A 14,988-nucleotide genomic window follows, 5' to 3' on the forward strand; every position below is an offset into this window, starting at 1 on the left:
AGGCCCACTGCCGGCTCTCAAGCTTCAACTGTCGCCATCGCCTCTCGTAGGCGGTGTGCGAAGGCTTGCTCGGAGAAGGAGTCTGCGTGCGCCGTGATTGCCTTGGTGTCCCAGTCGACATTCTGGGAGTGTTTCACCGCCTGAGCGATCAGCCGCGCATCCGGTTCGTTGAAGAATGTGCCAGTCACGCCCTCAAGGATCGTGTCCAGAAACCCCCCCCATCGAAGCACCACGGACGGCTTGCCGTAGGCGGCTGCCTCGATCGGAGTCAGGCCGAAGTCCTCGTAGCTCGCAGAGACGACCGCCGTGCACCGCGCATATAGCCACCGGATCTGGCCATCGCTGAGGTTCTTCAACATCGTCACGTTTTGTCCGGCTAGCGATGAGAGTCGCTTCTCTTCGGGACCAGCGCCCACCACGACTAGCGGAGTGCCGAGCATGTTGAACGCCTCGACCACGGCGTCGACATTCTTATACGGGAGTAGTCGCGAAATGCAGAGATGGAAGGGGAAATCCGCGCCACCGGACGGGAGCGCCACGGGCTCTTGGGGTAGTGATGTATCGACGGAATGCGGCGCGGGCAATACCTCTGCTTCAATCCCGTACGCATCTCGAATTCTGTCCTGGACCACCGTTGATATAGCGAAGTACTTGCTGGCTGTCTGCGCTTGTTGGCGGTCCCACCGCCTTAGGTAGGGCGAGATCAAGCTGAGCGCAAGTCGCCGGGCACCACGTCGTCCAACGCCGAGATACGCGTCTGATTGGTACAGCCACCGCGCAGGCGAGTAGCAGTAGACAATCTTGCTTCCCGTCGTCCGGAAACCATGCGCCCATCCACTTGAACTCGCAATTGTGTGGTGTGCTGCCACGTGGACACGACTCGCCGCCCAAGGGAGAAGCGGGAGGGCAAGCCGGTGGGAACGCCGAAATAGCCGAATCCGATTTAGAGGAGAGGGCTTGATATTAACTTCCGCGAACTCCGGGTACGTCAGGGATGGTTCGTAAAGCGTCGTGTGTACGGGCGCTTCCGGGAAAGCTCGATGCAGCGCCAGCACCACCTTCTCAGCGCCGCCTTTCTGAGTCAGATAGTCGTGTGCGATCGCCACTGCGGGGAGAGCGTGTTCGCCAGATTCCCGAATCACTGCGCACTCACCTCAGCATTGATGAAATCTCGTACTGACTGTTGCCACGGTATCTTCGGTTCCCAGCCGTATTCCTGGCGCAGCCTGTCGGCTGCGCCAACAATGACAGGCGGGTCCGCGGGGCGCAGGCGCGCGGGATCCATTTCGGTGGGCGGCACGGGGCGATCGAGTGCCTCGGCGAGCACCGCGAGAACCTCTCGGCCAGAGTGGGCTTCGCCAGAGCAGACGTTGTAGCGGTCGTAGTGGTGCTCAGCGGCGAACGCCAGAGCCAAATAGGCGCGGGCCACATCACGGACATCGGTGTAGTCGCGAGCCGTCCCTAGATCGCCGACTGCGAGCGTCTCTCCGGGCCTCGAGTCGCGAAGGGCCGCAGTCAGGTCGGGCACCAGGAATCCCGTTCCTTGCCGCGGCCCGATGTGGTTGAACGGACGGGCGATTACGGTGTCGAGGCCGCGGCCACCGTAATACGTAGCCTGGCTCTCCACGAGCAACTTTGCGACTGCGTAGGGGGAGCTCGGCGCGGTAGCGCTCGTCTCGGCCACAGGCGTGCCCCCCTCGGGAGCGCCGTACACGGCGCCCGAACTGACGACGACTACGCGCGGGCGTTCACTATGTGCGAGTAGGCCCTCGCACATAGTGGTCATGATGGCGCTATTTCCGGTCAAATACCGCTGGGGGTGAGCAAACGAGGGACCTACCGCGGACAGACCCGCCAGGTGTACGACGGCGTCAGCCCCGACAGGCATTTTCCACTCCTTCTCCAGGTCCATCGAGAAGTACTTCGCGCAGTTCTCCTGGAGGAGGAGGTCCGGGGCGGGCTCGCGCCCGATCGCCCACACGTCGACCCCTTGCTGGGATGCAATCTCAGCAAGGTGCGTGCCGACGAAACCGTTGGCCCCGGTGATTACGAGTGTCCCAGCGGTCATACGAAACCCGCCATGCTCTTAGATTGAACGGCAAGGTCATGCTCGACCATCAGGCGCACAAGGCCGGGGAAGTCGACTCTCCTCGTCCATCCGAGGACGTCCTCGGCCTTGGATGGGTCTCCGAGGAGAATATCGACCTCAGCTGGCCGCATATACGCGGCATTCTGTACCACGTAGGGCTTCCAGTCATCGACCCCGATCGCGGCGAAAGCCAGGGTGAGGAATTCTTCGATCGAGTGAGTTTCGCCTGTGGCGAGCACGAAATCGTCTGGCTCCGCATGCTGAAGCATGCGCCACATCCCGTCAACGAAGTCGCCCGCATAACCCCAGTCGCGTTTTGGCCATAGGTCACCAAGTTCAATATTCGGTTGAAGACCTAGCTTTATTCGCGCGACCGCGTGCGTGATCTTGCGGGTGACGAACTCGAGGCCGCGGCGCTCCCCTTCGTGATTGAACAAGATGCCGCAGGCGACGAACATGCCATAGCTTTCGCGGTAGTTCTTCGCGATCCAGTGACCGTATAGTTTCGCCACACCATAGGGGCTCCGGGGGTGAAAGAGGGACTCCTCGTTGTAGCCAGCGCCAGGGCGGTTGTAGTCCAAACCGCCGAACATCTCCGATGTGGATGCCTGATACACGCGGGTCGTGGGGGCGAGTCCGGTGATACGGACGGCCTCAAGCACGTTCAGTACCCCCTTTGCAGTGACGTCTGCCGTCAGCGTCGGGTTCTTGAACGAGTAGCCCACGTGACTGACTGCCGCGAGGTTATACAGCTCGTCGGGCTGGGACTGCTCGACTGCGCGAACCAGGGACGTCGGATCCGTCAGGTCACCCTCGATAAGGCGCACATACGGGAACTCGTCCAAGACAGACTGTCGGCGTGGGTTGTTCTGTCCACGGATCAACCCGAAGACTTCGTACCCCTTCTGGTGTAGAAGCTCGGCGATGTGGCCTCCATCTTGGCCTGTTATACCGGTAACTAGGGCGCGCGGGGTTTCGGGCATCATGCTCCTCTTGCTCAAGGGGATTCGCTCAGTGCGCGGTGTCGCCGGGGGTGATGGCGGCCCGCGCGGTTTTTGTCAGGATGATGAGGTCAGCCGCGAGGGACCAATTCTCGACATACGAGAGATCAAGTCGGACCGTGTCCTCCCATGAGAGCGACGAGCGCCCGCTGACTTGCCAGAGGCCAGTGATCCCGGGCTTGGCCAAGAATCTGCGATGCACGTGGTCGGCGTATTGCCTGACCTCGGAAGGGAGGGGCGGGCGGGGGCCAACTAAGGACATGGTTCCACTGAGCACGTTGAACAACTGAGGGAGTTCGTCCAGGCTGTACTTGCGCATCACGCGGCCGACGGGAGTGATCCGAGGATCGTTCTTCATCTTGAACATGACCTCATTGCCGCTATCGCGCTCGTTGAGCTCGAGATGCTTGAGGAGTTCCTCAGCGTCCACCACCATGGATCGGAATTTGAGCATCGTAAACTCCCGACCGCGGAATCCAATGCGCGTCTGACGGAAGAGAATCGGCCCCCGACTTGTCAGTCGGACGATTACGGCGATTAGAAGGAGGAGCGGGCTGAGGAAGATGATCCCCAAAACGCTCGCGAGAAGGTCGACCGACCGCTTCAGGAATCTCTGCCCTTTGCTGAAGCGGGGCGTCTCTACGTGGATGAGCGGGAGCCCTGCGACAGGGCGGGTGTGGAGCCGCGGGCCGGCGATATCGACGATGCTGGGCGCCAGGACCAGATGCTGGCGACCCGCCTCAAGGCTCCACGAGATTTGCTTCACCTTGTCAGGAGGTAACTCGTCCGTGCTAGTGACTGCGACGGTGTCTGCCCCCGTAGCCGCGACGGCCCTCTCGACTGATTCGACCGAGCCCATGATGGGAATGGTGGAGCCGGGGATCGTCTGAGCAATCTTCCCCGAAGGCACGCATGCACCCACCACTAGATAACCTGCGCTAGGCGTGCGCTTCAGTTCGCGTGCGATCTGCGTCACGGACGCGAGAGAGCCCACGAGCAGTACCTTCGCTGAGTACTCGCCGCGCCCTCGTTTCATGATTAGCCATTGGCGCCATACCCATCGTCCTGCCACGAGAGTCACCGACCCCAGGGGCAAACTAATTAGGAGATAGCCGCGAGCGATCTCGATCTGTGTGAGGAACGCGATGATCGCGATGAATCCGAACAAGCGGATACTCGCGTCAATGACGCGGATATATTCCTGCGACCCCGTCCCGATGACGCGCTCACTGCGTGAGTCAATGAGCGAGAGCGCCCACATCCAGGCCAAGACAAGGACCGCAGAGAAGCCCCAGTAGGACAGATCGGTAATCCTCGCATCCCGGGCCATCGCGATCATGGCGTTCCCCGTGCCAAACCATGCGATCTGAGCGCCGTAGACCACCCAGACGAGGATCAGAAAATCGGTGATGATCAGCCTGCGCGCGTAGCTTTGCCGCCATCGCGGAGCCGGAGGCGCGGAGGCGTTGCTGTCGCCATTACCGCTCGGCGAATTGGTCGCCGCTGCGCGCGGATCTGAGTCGGTGGTCTGCGACGTCGATGTCGCGCCGACCCTCAGGTCAGACGTCACAGTGGATAGTTCCTTCCGTCGTACGGCACCCCAACGGATCTTGATTCCCCGATTTCACGCTAGCAGCGGATTGTGTCGCCCGAATTTCGGAATGGGGGACAAATGGGGGACAAGCGGCCCCTTCTCGCCAGGCGGCAGAAGGGGTGGAATTCGGGTCGCGAGTTGGGGTGCCACGGCGTGTCGCCGCTTCGGGTGCGGCGCGGGATGTGGTCCGTTGGGCATGAGCCTAGGGGGTCGGGACCTTCGGCGATGTGCAGTCGGACGAATCCGGACGCTCCGGCGGTCTCAGCGACTGGGGAAGTGTCAACAACCGAGCCTGCGACGGGTGAGGCGCGGGTCAGGGGAGGCGGGTGAGGGAGTCGCCGGACCACACGAGGGTGGCGTCGCCGGAGGTGGCGAGGGCGACGGGAGCGGCGGGGTCGCCAGGCGCGCATCCGACCGCAGCGGCATCCGCGAAGCCGCCGCCCGACAGGCGCGTGATCGCGAGTCCCTCGCACCCGTCCGCGCGGGCTGCGACGATGACGGCGTCTCCGGCAATCGCGACGGCCGCGGCATCGGGTGTCGGCAGCGCAGTCCATTCGCCGTCGGAGCCGAGGACGTGCGCGGTGCCGTCGCACACGAGCGCCACCGTGCCCCCGGAGGTACGGACGCTGCGCGGGTCGGCGCAGGGGGACTCGAGCGGGCCCCTGGGCGTCACGAGGACGGTGGAGTCGGCGGCGTCGAGGTAGCGGGATGCGGCGAGCACCTCGGGGTAGGGCTCCCAGAAGCGGCCCTGGGTGAAGGTGCGGAGCGCCTCGGTCTCGCACTCGTCGCCCATGCGCGCGATCGCTTCGGCCTCGGTGCCGGCGAAGGCGTCGAGGGAGATCAGCTGGCCGATGCCGCGGTACAGGGGAGTGACGTCGCTCCACGTCTGGCCACCGTCGGTCGAACGCTCGATCAGGGGATCGGTGACACCGCACTCGCCGGCGACCCCGCGCCACATGCCGCCGGAACCGACGGAGAGGAAGCGCTCTTCCGTACGCGGGTACGTCGGGCCTGTAACCGGAGCCGGCGTCGCGGAGGGAGTGGCGGTCGGCTCAGGCGTCGCCGGAGAACCGAACGTGAAGGACGGGACCGGCTCGGGGTCCGTCGCGGCGGGGCGGGAGGCGACGTGCTGCAGCGCCATCACGGCCAGGACGATCGCGGCGACGGCCACAACAGCCACCGCTACCCCTGCGAGCCAGCGCGCGGAGGTGCGGACGCCCGGCGGACGACGTGCCATCACACTCCTGGGTCAGGGCAGCAGATTGGATGCTTCGGGTGCGGGCGTCGTCTGGCGGGCGGGCTCGGCGGAGCGCCGGCTGCGGCGCGCCTTCGGGGCCGGGGGCGGGGGTGCGGCCGCGGGCTTCGCCGGCTGCGACGACACGTACGTGCCGTATCCGCCGTAGCCGTAGCCATACCCGTAGCCGTACGCGTCGGGGCCGCGCGTGGGCACCATCGTCATGACGATTCCAGCGACCTTCGCCCCCACCGTCTCCAGCGCGTCCAGGGCGCCGTTGAGCTGGTGGGTCGTCGTGCGGCCCGCAGAGACGATCACGATCGAGCCGGAGGTGGAGCGCGAGAGGATCGCGGCATCCGTCACCGGGAGAAGCGGGGGAGCGTCGCACAGCACGACGTCGAACTCGTTGGAGAGGGCCTCCAGGAGCTGGCCCATCTGCTTCGACCCGAGCAGCTCGCTCGGGTTGGGCGGGATCTTGCCGGCCGGCAGCACGTACAGCGGGCGCTTGCCCCACGGGAACATCACATCGGCCACGCGGGCGCGCCCGATGAGGACGTCGGTCAGGCCGGCGCCGCCTTCGATGTTGAGGTACTCCGACACCTTGGGCTTGCGGAGGTCGCAGTCGAGCAGCGCGACGCGCTTGCCGGCGTCGGCGAGGGCGACGGCGAGGTTGATCGCGGTGGTCGACTTGCCCTCGCTCGGCAGGCTCGAGGTGACGACGAAGCTGTGCCCGCCGTCCATCTCGAGGAACTGCAGGTTCGTCCGGAGCGACCGGAACGCCTCGGAGCGGGTGTTGTGCGGGTCGGCCTCGAGGATGAGCGGCCGTTCCTTGGCCTTCGGGTCGAACGGGATCGCGCCGATGAGGGGGCGGTCGGTGAGCGCCTCGATGTCGCGCGCGTTGCGCACCTTGGTGTCGAGCACGGCACGCAGCACCGCGATGCCGAGGCCCGCGGCAAGACCCACGAGGGCGCCGAGGGCGAGGTTCAGCGGAACGTTCGGGCTCACGGCCTTCGTCGGCGGCAGCGCATCCTTCACGCGACTGAGCTGGACGGGGCTGGCAGCCTGCTCATCGCGCGTCTCGATGCTCTCCACGGCGGTGGTGAGGCTCGCGGCGATCGCATTGGCGAGGTCGGCCGCCATCACCGGGTCGGCGTCTTCGACGGAGATGTCGATGAGGAAGGAGTTCAGCGGGCTCGACGCCGAGATCTGGGCGGCGAGGCTGTCGGCGGTGCCCTCGAGGTCGAGCTCGGCGATCACGGGGTTCAGCACGAGCGGGCTCTCGGCCAGCTGCACGTAGGTGCCCACGCGCTGCAGCGCGAAGCTGCCGCCCTGCTGCAGCTCCTGCACGGTCCCACCGGCCTGCGTCGACACGAAGACGCGGCTGGATGCCTCGTACATCGGTGTACGGGTGAGGGAGTAACCCGCCGCCACCGCGATGCCGATGAGCGTCGTCGCGACGATCACAAGCCAGTTCTTGCGGAGGATGCGGATGTAGTCGCTGAGCTCCATGAGGCCTCTCGGGGGGTCGCGGCTGTACGCGATCATCCTGCCATAGGAAGTGTTTCCGCCCCGTGTCGGCGCGGGGGCGGCGTCGGTGGTGTATTGATCAGTTCAGGACGGCGCGGAGCACGCGCGCGACTTCGGTGAGCCCGGGCAGCAGCTGCGCCGTGGACCGCTGGTACGTCTCCCACGAGCGGCGATACGGGTCGATCACGTCGTCGTCGCTCGCGGTGGCCGGGGCGGGGGCGACGCCGCGGCGCGACGTGAGCAGGGCCAGCGAGGCGCGGACGCGGGCGTGCGGGTCGGTGCCCGCCGCATCCGCCGTCTGCCGCAGCTCCGCGTCGGGAAGCCCCGTCGCGAGGCGCTCGAACTCGCGCACCGTGAACGTCGAGCGCACGCGCGCCGGCGCCAGCTCGACGATGTCGCGGCGGTGCTCGCGGGTCATCGCGATCACGAGGTCGGGGGAGACGAGCTCGCGCTCGCTGAGCCACCGGCCGCGGTGGGCGGCGCTGTCGTCGGCGGCGACGCCGAGGGATGCGGCCATCCGCGCCGCCTCGGGGGTCATCGGCGAGTCGATCATCGCGTGGGTGCCGGCGCTGGCGACCCGGACGTCGAGGGGGCGCAACCGCGTGCGGAGCACCTGTTCGGCCAGCGGTGAGCGGCAGATGTTGCCGGTGCAGACGGTCAGGATCTCGATCGTCGGCGACGACGGCTGGTCGCCTCGTGGAGCGAACAAGCCGCTCAGGTCAAGGTCGAGCATCCCGTCCTCAGTGTCGGCGGCGTCGACGGCCCGCCGGTAACGTGGGCGTCGATGACCGAGTCTACCGACGCCGCGCGCCGCGACCTGCTCCTGCCCGACGTGGAGTTCGAGGCGCAGGACGCCGCGGTTGCCGAGCGGCCCCGCCGGCCCCGGTCGCCGCGGCGCCGCCGCACGTGGGTCGAGGGCGGCACCTCGGTGGAGCACTGGGGCTGGGAACTGCTCGGATGGGCCGTGCTCGCCCTCGGCGCGGGGCTCGTCGCCGGGGCGGCGCTGAACGAATTCGTGCCGCAGCCGCTCGGGCCGACCCTGTCGCTGCTCGCGCTGTGGGTCGCGTTCGCCGTGCCCGTGCTGCTGGCCTTCCGCCGGTCGGTGCCGCGCGCGCTGCTGCGCTTCCGCCCGCTCGACCTGCTCTACGCCCTGTCCCTCGGCATCCTGCTGCGCATCATGCAGGGGTGGCTCGACATGGCCGCCGGGGGCACCGGCGCGTGGCCGTCGTACCCGACCGCGGGCGGCGCGCTCCCGTCGGGCTGGCTGTTCGACGAACTCGTCGCCGCCACCGTGGCCGGACCCGTGCTGGAGGAGTTCTTCTTCCGCGGCCTCATCCTCGTCGCCGCGTACACGGCCGTGCGCCGGCTGGCCGGGCGCGGGGTCGCCGGGTTCGCCGCGACCCTCGTCTCCACGGGCCTGTTCGTCGCCGCACACGCGCTGCTGGTGCCGGCGGCGTGGGATCAGGCACTGTCGCTCGCCCTCGTCGGGATCGTCGCGAGCCTCCTCGTGCTGCTGACGGGACGGATCTGGGCCGCCGTGCTGATGCACGTCGTCTACAACGGCATGTGGGTCGCCCTCGCCACAGTGGGGACGCTGCTCGGCGGCTCCTCCGGCCCGACCCTCGGCTGACGCCGGCCCTTGCCGCACGGCACCCCGTGCGCGCAACCCCTCCGCGGGGGGAATCTCGCGTTGGATATGTTCTGAACAGTTCACGGCTGTATTCGGGGGAAGGTGCCGCGTGAAGGGACGACCTGTTCGACGATTTCTGACGGTGAGCCTGGCGGCCGCCGCATCCGCCGCTCTGCTGGTGTCGTGCGCGGCCGGAGGCGGTGAGCCGGCGCCCGAGGAGACACCGACGGAGACGGCATTGGACTCCCTGTCCACGCCGCTCGAGCCGCTCTGGGTCGCTCCGACGACGGGCTTCGCCTCAGCGCCGATCATCATCGGCGACGTCGTCGTGACCTACGAGCAGACCCCCGACACGCCGTTCGCGCTCAGCGGCTACTCGGTGGAAACCGGCGAACGGGTGTGGTCGCTGCCGTCCAGCCCCGGCAGCATCGAGTCGGGCAGCCCCCTGACCGTGATGCGGACGGCGACGCCGGAGGGCGATCCGCTGCTCATCAGCGTGAGCGTGCCGGCGCTGCAGCCCGACCAGCGATACGCGCACACCGTCCGCTTCGTCGACCCCGACGACGGCCGCGTCGTCCTCGAGGGTCCGCGGCAGTGGGTGGGCAGCCCCGGCTCGTGCGCCACCGGGGGCGCGTGCTACCTGGTGTGGGACGAAGCCGCCCAGTCGTGGGTGCGGACGCAGCTCGCCCTCGACGGCACCGTGACCTCCGGCCGTGGCATCGGCCTGCCGGCCACCGATGTCGGCGCGATCGCGCGCTCCTTCGGACGCGAGGTGTACCTCGCGAGCGACGACGCCGGCGCGCAGAGCATCGTGCGCGTGGGTGACGACGGACAGCGGTGGGCGCATCCGGTTTCCGCGCTGTGGGGTGAGGGCGCCACGCTCGTCAACGTGCCCGCCGGGTACCTGTACTTCGACGAGGGGCCCACGATCGTCGTGACCGCCGTGCCGAGGCCGGCGCAGGAGGAGGGCGGGTTCTCCGCACAGGACTATGTCGCGGTCGGATTCGACTACGACACCGGTGAGGTGCTCTGGACCCGCGAGGGCCTGGCGCCGTGCCACGAAGACGTGTTCTGCTCCGGGGATGCTGCCTACCGACCCCGCGCCGACAGCACCACCCAGCTCGACCTCGACCTTGCCGGTGGCACCCTGACGCGGATCGACCCGCGCACCGGGGAGACCGAGTGGGAGATCACCGGCGAGCTCGGCGGCGTGGGGAACAGGAAGCAGGACGGCGGATTCGTCGCGCCCCCGGGTGTGCTCGCGTACACCGACGGAGGCGTTCCGCACGTGCTGGACACCGCGACCGGCGAGACCCGCGAGCTGGCCGATGACGACCTGGTCGGATGCTTCCAGACCAGCGGGCCGTTCTATCCGGAGTCGAGCGACCCGTACAACCAGAACGTCCGCTACACCGGCGGCGCCCTCGTGCGCGGCTGCGGCATCGAAGGCGAGGTGGACGACCCTCGGCAGTACACCGCCGGTGTCGTGGGCGTCGGCTCGGGCCGGTGGGACCCCGCGGGCGACGGCGAGGACGACGGCCTCCGCGCACTGCAGACACGCAAGGGCCTCGCCCTCTTCCAGCTCTAGGCTTTCCCTGGGCCTTCCCGCTCTGGGCCTTCCAGCTCTAGGCCGAGGCGGGGCGGCGGCGCGACGCGGTGACGCGCGCGATGAGGAGCGCGATGCCGATGCCCGCGGCCGTGCCCAGCGCGTTGGCGAGCAGATCCAGCGCGCTCGCGGTGCGGCCGGGGAGGGCGACCTCCTGTACGAATTCGATCGCGAAGGATGCGGCGATGCCGACGCTGAGCGCGAGGACCGGTGAGCGCAGCAGCAGTGTCGCGAGCAGGCCGAACGGCGCGAAGAGCGCCACGTTCGCGGCGAACTCCACACGCCGGTAGGTCGCCCAGGGGAAGATCCGCTCGATGGCGTCCAGGAGCGGCCCCGCGTCGCGGTCGACGTGCGTCGGCCAGAACGCGATGAGCGCGAGCGTCACGACGTACGCCGCGAGCAGCGCCAGAAGCAGCGCGTGCAGGCGCGGGTCACGGGCGGAACGGAGCATCCGGTCAGGCTACGTGCTCTCCGTTACTGCGACGTTTCCCCTGCCGGGCGGGCTCAGAGCGGGAGGGCGAGGGTCACCGTCGTGCCGGCGTCGAGGGCGGAGGTCAAGTCGACGCGACCGCCCAGGCGCTCGACGATCTCACGGACGCTCGCCAGGCCCAGCCCCGACCCGCCGTCATCCGCCTCGGACAGGCGACCCCGCTCGAACGGCGAGAAGATCGTCGGCGCATCCTCCGGCGCGATCCCGCGGCCGGTGTCGGTCACGGCGAGAACCGCCTCGCCGTCCCGCGCGGAGATCGTGACGCGGATGTCGTCGGAACTGTACTTCGCGGCGTTGTCTATCACGTTCGCCACCGCGCGGCGCAGCATCGGCGCCTCCGTCAGAACCCCCAGGCGCCGATCGCCGGCGATGCGGAGCCGCGAGAACTCATCGTCCGAGAGCACGAGCGCCGCCGCCTCCCGCACGAGGGTGCCCAGTGCGACGCTCTCGCGCTCGGCGGCGGGAGTTCCCGACACGTGGCCGGTCAGCTCCGACATCATCGACACGAGGTGGTCGCTCACCGTCGAGATGCGCTCGATGAGCGCGTGGTGCTCGGGCGCTGCCTCCTCCAGGAGGTCGACGTACCCGCGCAGCGCCGTGATGGGAGAGAGGTAGTCGTGCGCGAAGGCGCGCAGGAAGGCTTCGCGCTCGTCCTCCGCGCGCTTCTCGGCGGTGAGGTCGCGGGTGAGCGTGACGTATCCGGTGAGCGCGGAGTCGTGGGCGCGGAGCGCCGTGATGACCACACGCGCCCAGAACAGCGATCCGTCCGCCCGCACGCGCCACCCGGTGTCTTCGGCGGATCCGGTGCGCGCCGCGCGCTCGAGCAGTCGAGCGGGTACGTGCCGGTCGCGCTCCTGCGGACGGTAGAACCGCTCGAAGGAGGATCCGATGATCTCCCGCGCGGTGTACCCCTTGATGCGCTCGGCGCCGGGGTTCCACGAGCGCACCCGCCCCGTGGCATCCAGCCGGACGATCGCGATCGATGTGACCTGCGACGCCCAATCCGGGATGTGCGCCTCCACCGACGACGCAGCACGCGTCGCCCGGGCGCGCTCGGTTACCGCTCTTCTCATCTCAGCCCCCAAAGATGATCGGCGCACTCCACGGGTGTGGTGCGCGCCGTCGCGGTCTACACGATAGCGATTTGTCCCCCATCCGGGGGACAAAAGGCAGAGTTTCGAAACCCCGGGGCGGGCGGATGCTGTTTGGCCGCAGCATCCGGATGCCGTAAGCTATCCCTTTGGTGCATGCCGTCTGCTGGCGTGCCACCGCGAACGTGAGCCCTCCACTGGTGTCTTCGCCGGCCCTCCGCCGGAAAAGCCCCCGGAGCGGGATTCACGAACACCTCCGTTCGAATCAGAAAGCAGCACTACTGTGACGCGCACTTATACCCCCAAAGCTGGCGACGCCCAGCGCGAGTGGCTCGTGATCGACGCGACCGACGTCGTCCTCGGTCGCCTCGCCTCGCACGCCGCCGTGCTCCTCCGCGGCAAGCACAAGCCGACCTTCGCCAACCACATGGACGCCGGCGACTTCGTCATCATCATCAACGCCGACAAGGTCGCGCTGACGGGCCAGAAGCTCCAGAAGAAGAAGGCCTACCGCCACTCGGGTTACCCGGGCGGCCTGAAGTCGGTCACCTACGAAGAGCTCCTGGCGAAGAACCCGGAGCGCGCCGTCGAGAAGGCCGTTCGCGGCATGCTCCCGAAGAACAGCCTCGGTGCGCAGCAGCTCTCCAAGCTCAAGGTCTACCGCGGCGCAGAGCACCCTCACAGTGCTCAGCAGCCCAAGACGTACACCTTCGACCAGGTCGCCCAGTAAGCGCCGATTAAGGATCACTCGTGTCGAACATCGAGAACTACTCCACTGAGACGCCGGCCGACCAGACCGTCGCCGCCGTCGAGCGCCCCGTCCTCACCGTCCCCGGCGCAGCCGTGGGCCGCCGCAAGCAGGCCATCGCCCGCGTGCGCCTCGTTCCGGGCACCGGCGTCATCACCATCAACGGCCGCGAGTTCGAGGACTACTTCCCGAACAAGCTCCACCAGCAGCTGATCACCGACCCGTTCACGGTGCTCAACCTCACCGGCGCCTACGACGTCATCGCCCGCATCTCCGGCGGCGGCGACTCCGGCCAGGCCGGCGCCCTGCGCCTGGGCATCGCCCGCGCGCTGAACCAGATCGACGCCGAGAACAACCGCCCGGCACTGAAGAAGGCCGGCTTCCTCTCGCGTGACGCCCGCGTCATCGAGCGCAAGAAGGCCGGTCTCAAGAAGGCCCGCAAGGCGCCTCAGTACTCCAAGCGCTGAGTTCGGAAACCTCCATGCCGCTGTTCGGCACGGACGGGGTGAGGGGGCTGGCCAACGGCCCCCTCACCGCCGACCTCGCGCTGCACCTGGCCCAGGCGACCGCTGTCGTCCTGGGCCAGGGCCGTACCGCCGCCGCGCGCCGCGCCGCGGGCAAGCGGCCCACCGCCGTCGTTGCCCGTGACCCGCGCGTGTCGGGAGAGTTCCTCTCCGCCGCGGTCGCCGCCGGGCTCGCCTCATCCGGTGTCGACGTACTCGACGCCGGCGTGCTGCCCACCCCCGCCGCGGCGTTCCTCATCGGCGACATCGACGCCGACTTCGGCGTCATGGTCTCGGCCTCGCACAACCCCGCGCCCGACAACGGCATCAAGATCTTCGCCCGTGGCGGCGTGAAGCTCCCCGACATGGTCGAGCAGCGCATCGAAGCCGCCCTCGACGGCGACATGCTCCAGCCCACGGGCGCCGGGGTCGGCCGCATCCGCCGGTTCGCCGACGCGGAAGACCGTTACGTCGTGCACCTGCTCGGCTCACTGCCGCACCGCCTGGACGGACTCCACGTCGTGCTCGACTGCGCCCACGGCGCCGCCGCCGGCGTCTCGCCCGAGACGTTCCGTGACGCGGGCGCCCGCGTCACCGTCATCGGCGCCGACCCGGACGGCCTCAACATCAACGATGGCGTCGGCTCGACGCATCTCGACCAGCTCGCGCGCAAGGTGCGCGAGATGGGCGCCGACGTCGGCATCGCCCACGACGGCGACGCCGACCGGTGCCTCGCCGTGGATGCGGAGGGCCGCATCGTCGACGGCGACCAGATCATGGCGATCCTCGCCGTGGCGATGAAAGACCGCGGGCGCCTCGTCGACGACACCCTCGTCGCGACGGTCATGAGCAATCTCGGGCTGCACCGCGCGATGCAGGACAACGGCATCCAGGTCGTCCAGACCGCCGTCGGCGACCGCTACGTGCTCGAGGCGATGAACAAGAACGGCTACTCCCTCGGCGGGGAGCAGTCGGGCCACGTCATCATGAGCGAGTTCGCCACCACCGGCGATGGACTGCTCACGGGACTGCACCTGGTCGCCGAGATGGCGCGCCAGGGCAAGACGCTCGCCGAGCTCGCGTCGGTCATGACCGTGTTCCCGCAGGTGCTGCTGAACGTCCGCGACGTCGACCGCTCCCGCGTCTCCTCCGACGAGGTGCTGCAGGCGGAGGTCGCGGCCGTGCAGGCCGAACTCGGCGACACCGGACGCGTGCTGCTGCGCGCATCCGGCACCGAAGCCCTCGTCCGGGTCATGGTCGAGGCCGCCGACGCGGCATCCGCCGAGGCCTACGCCGACCGCATCGCCACCGTCGTCCGCGAGCGCCTGGCCGCGTAGCCCGCGTCCCGGGTCGCGGGCCCCGGGCGCCGGGGCCGCGAAAGTGCACGAGCCCGGCGAATGTGCACCGAATCCGGTGCACTCTCGCCGGGATGATGCACTCTCGGCGGATGGGGGTGGAGCGGGAGACGCGCGGGG

At 68.3% G+C, this 14,988-nt stretch carries 14 protein-coding genes; 5 read left to right on the forward strand and 9 right to left on the reverse strand.

Features of this window, described 5'->3' with window-relative positions; genetic code table 11:
- Positions 1–17 precede the first annotated feature (17 nt).
- The 7 genes from E4K62_RS19010 to E4K62_RS03145 all read right to left on the reverse strand — a co-directional run bounded on the left by E4K62_RS19010 (position 18) and on the right by E4K62_RS03145 (position 8,178).
- Positions 18–1,142 (reverse strand): glycosyltransferase, encoded by a 1,125-nt coding sequence (locus tag E4K62_RS19010; RefSeq protein WP_338036965.1) that lies wholly within the window; start codon positions 1,140–1,142, stop codon positions 18–20.
- Complete coding sequence (locus E4K62_RS03120; RefSeq protein ID WP_135063465.1) at positions 1,139–2,068, reverse strand: NAD-dependent epimerase/dehydratase family protein; 930 nt, start codon at positions 2,066–2,068, stop codon at positions 1,139–1,141. Before E4K62_RS03120 ends, E4K62_RS19010 begins: the two co-directional genes overlap by 4 nt.
- On the reverse strand, positions 2,065–3,072 hold the full coding sequence (locus E4K62_RS03125) for a GDP-mannose 4,6-dehydratase (RefSeq protein WP_135063467.1): 1,008 nt from the start codon (positions 3,070–3,072) through the stop codon (positions 2,065–2,067). The genes E4K62_RS03120 and E4K62_RS03125 overlap by 4 nt, the downstream gene beginning before the upstream one ends.
- Positions 3,073–3,100: 28 nt before the next feature.
- Positions 3,101–4,660, reverse strand: coding sequence for a sugar transferase (locus E4K62_RS03130; RefSeq protein WP_135063469.1), 1,560 nt, complete (start codon positions 4,658–4,660; stop codon positions 3,101–3,103).
- Between the two features lie 337 nt (positions 4,661–4,997).
- Entirely contained in the window at positions 4,998–5,864 is an 867-nt protein-coding gene (locus E4K62_RS03135; RefSeq protein ID WP_135063471.1) for a hypothetical protein, read from the reverse strand.
- Between the two features lie 69 nt (positions 5,865–5,933).
- The gene (locus tag E4K62_RS03140; protein ID WP_374108163.1) at positions 5,934–7,463 is read right to left on the reverse strand and encodes a tyrosine-protein kinase domain-containing protein; all 1,530 of its coding nucleotides are present in this window, start codon (positions 7,461–7,463) and stop codon (positions 5,934–5,936) included.
- Between the two features lie 61 nt (positions 7,464–7,524).
- Positions 7,525–8,178, reverse strand: a complete 654-nt coding sequence (locus E4K62_RS03145) for an arsenate reductase/protein-tyrosine-phosphatase family protein (protein ID WP_135063473.1) — start codon at positions 8,176–8,178, stop codon at positions 7,525–7,527.
- A gap of 51 nt (positions 8,179–8,229) precedes the next feature.
- Between E4K62_RS03145 and E4K62_RS03150 the strand changes: the two genes are divergently transcribed.
- Positions 8,230–9,075, forward strand: a complete 846-nt coding sequence (locus E4K62_RS03150; RefSeq protein ID WP_135063475.1) for a CPBP family intramembrane glutamic endopeptidase — start codon at positions 8,230–8,232, stop codon at positions 9,073–9,075.
- Positions 9,076–9,217: 142 nt separating this feature from the next.
- A complete protein-coding gene (locus E4K62_RS03155; protein WP_135063477.1) occupies positions 9,218–10,663 on the forward strand; it encodes an outer membrane protein assembly factor BamB family protein in 1,446 nt (481 codons plus the stop codon).
- Positions 10,664–10,700: 37 nt separating this feature from the next.
- Here E4K62_RS03155 and E4K62_RS03160 read toward each other — a convergent pair whose 3' ends face one another.
- Complete coding sequence (locus E4K62_RS03160; protein ID WP_135063479.1) at positions 10,701–11,132, reverse strand: VanZ family protein; 432 nt, start codon at positions 11,130–11,132, stop codon at positions 10,701–10,703.
- A gap of 53 nt (positions 11,133–11,185) precedes the next feature.
- Positions 11,186–12,244, reverse strand: a complete 1,059-nt coding sequence (locus tag E4K62_RS03165; protein ID WP_135063481.1) for a PAS domain-containing sensor histidine kinase — start codon at positions 12,242–12,244, stop codon at positions 11,186–11,188.
- Positions 12,245–12,545: 301 nt separating this feature from the next.
- Here E4K62_RS03165 and rplM point away from each other — a divergent pair, with 301 nt between their 5' ends.
- From rplM to glmM, 3 genes are read left to right on the forward strand one after another with little or no spacing between them, the layout of a single operon-like run.
- Complete coding sequence (gene rplM, locus E4K62_RS03170; RefSeq protein WP_135063483.1) at positions 12,546–12,992, forward strand: 50S ribosomal protein L13; 447 nt, start codon at positions 12,546–12,548, stop codon at positions 12,990–12,992.
- Positions 12,993–13,012: 20 nt separating this feature from the next.
- Complete coding sequence (gene rpsI, locus E4K62_RS03175; RefSeq protein ID WP_135063485.1) at positions 13,013–13,477, forward strand: 30S ribosomal protein S9; 465 nt, start codon at positions 13,013–13,015, stop codon at positions 13,475–13,477.
- 14 nt (positions 13,478–13,491) lie between these two features.
- Positions 13,492–14,850, forward strand: coding sequence for a phosphoglucosamine mutase (glmM, locus tag E4K62_RS03180; protein ID WP_135063487.1), 1,359 nt, complete (start codon positions 13,492–13,494; stop codon positions 14,848–14,850).
- The last annotated feature ends 138 nt before the right edge of the window (positions 14,851–14,988 follow it).

The sequence above is a fragment of the Microbacterium wangchenii genome, assembly GCF_004564355.1.
In the GTDB taxonomy this organism is placed as follows: domain Bacteria; phylum Actinomycetota; class Actinomycetes; order Actinomycetales; family Microbacteriaceae; genus Microbacterium; species Microbacterium wangchenii.

Coding starts and splice junctions, on each gene's coding strand:
- E4K62_RS03120 (WP_135063465.1), bottom strand. CDS start 2,068: ATGACCGCTGGGACACTCGTAATCACCGGGGCCAACGGTTTCGTCGGC.
- E4K62_RS03140 (WP_374108163.1), bottom strand. CDS start 7,463: ATGATCGCGTACAGCCGCGACCCCCCGAGAGGCCTCATGGAGCTCAGC.
- E4K62_RS03165 (WP_135063481.1), bottom strand. CDS start 12,244: ATGAGAAGAGCGGTAACCGAGCGCGCCCGGGCGACGCGTGCTGCGTCG.
- glmM (WP_135063487.1), top strand. CDS start 13,492: ATGCCGCTGTTCGGCACGGACGGGGTGAGGGGGCTGGCCAACGGCCCC.
- E4K62_RS03145 (WP_135063473.1), bottom strand. CDS start 8,178: ATGCTCGACCTTGACCTGAGCGGCTTGTTCGCTCCACGAGGCGACCAG.
- E4K62_RS03160 (WP_135063479.1), bottom strand. CDS start 11,132: ATGCTCCGTTCCGCCCGTGACCCGCGCCTGCACGCGCTGCTTCTGGCG.
- E4K62_RS03150 (WP_135063475.1), top strand. CDS start 8,230: ATGACCGAGTCTACCGACGCCGCGCGCCGCGACCTGCTCCTGCCCGAC.
- E4K62_RS03125 (WP_135063467.1), bottom strand. CDS start 3,072: ATGCCCGAAACCCCGCGCGCCCTAGTTACCGGTATAACAGGCCAAGAT.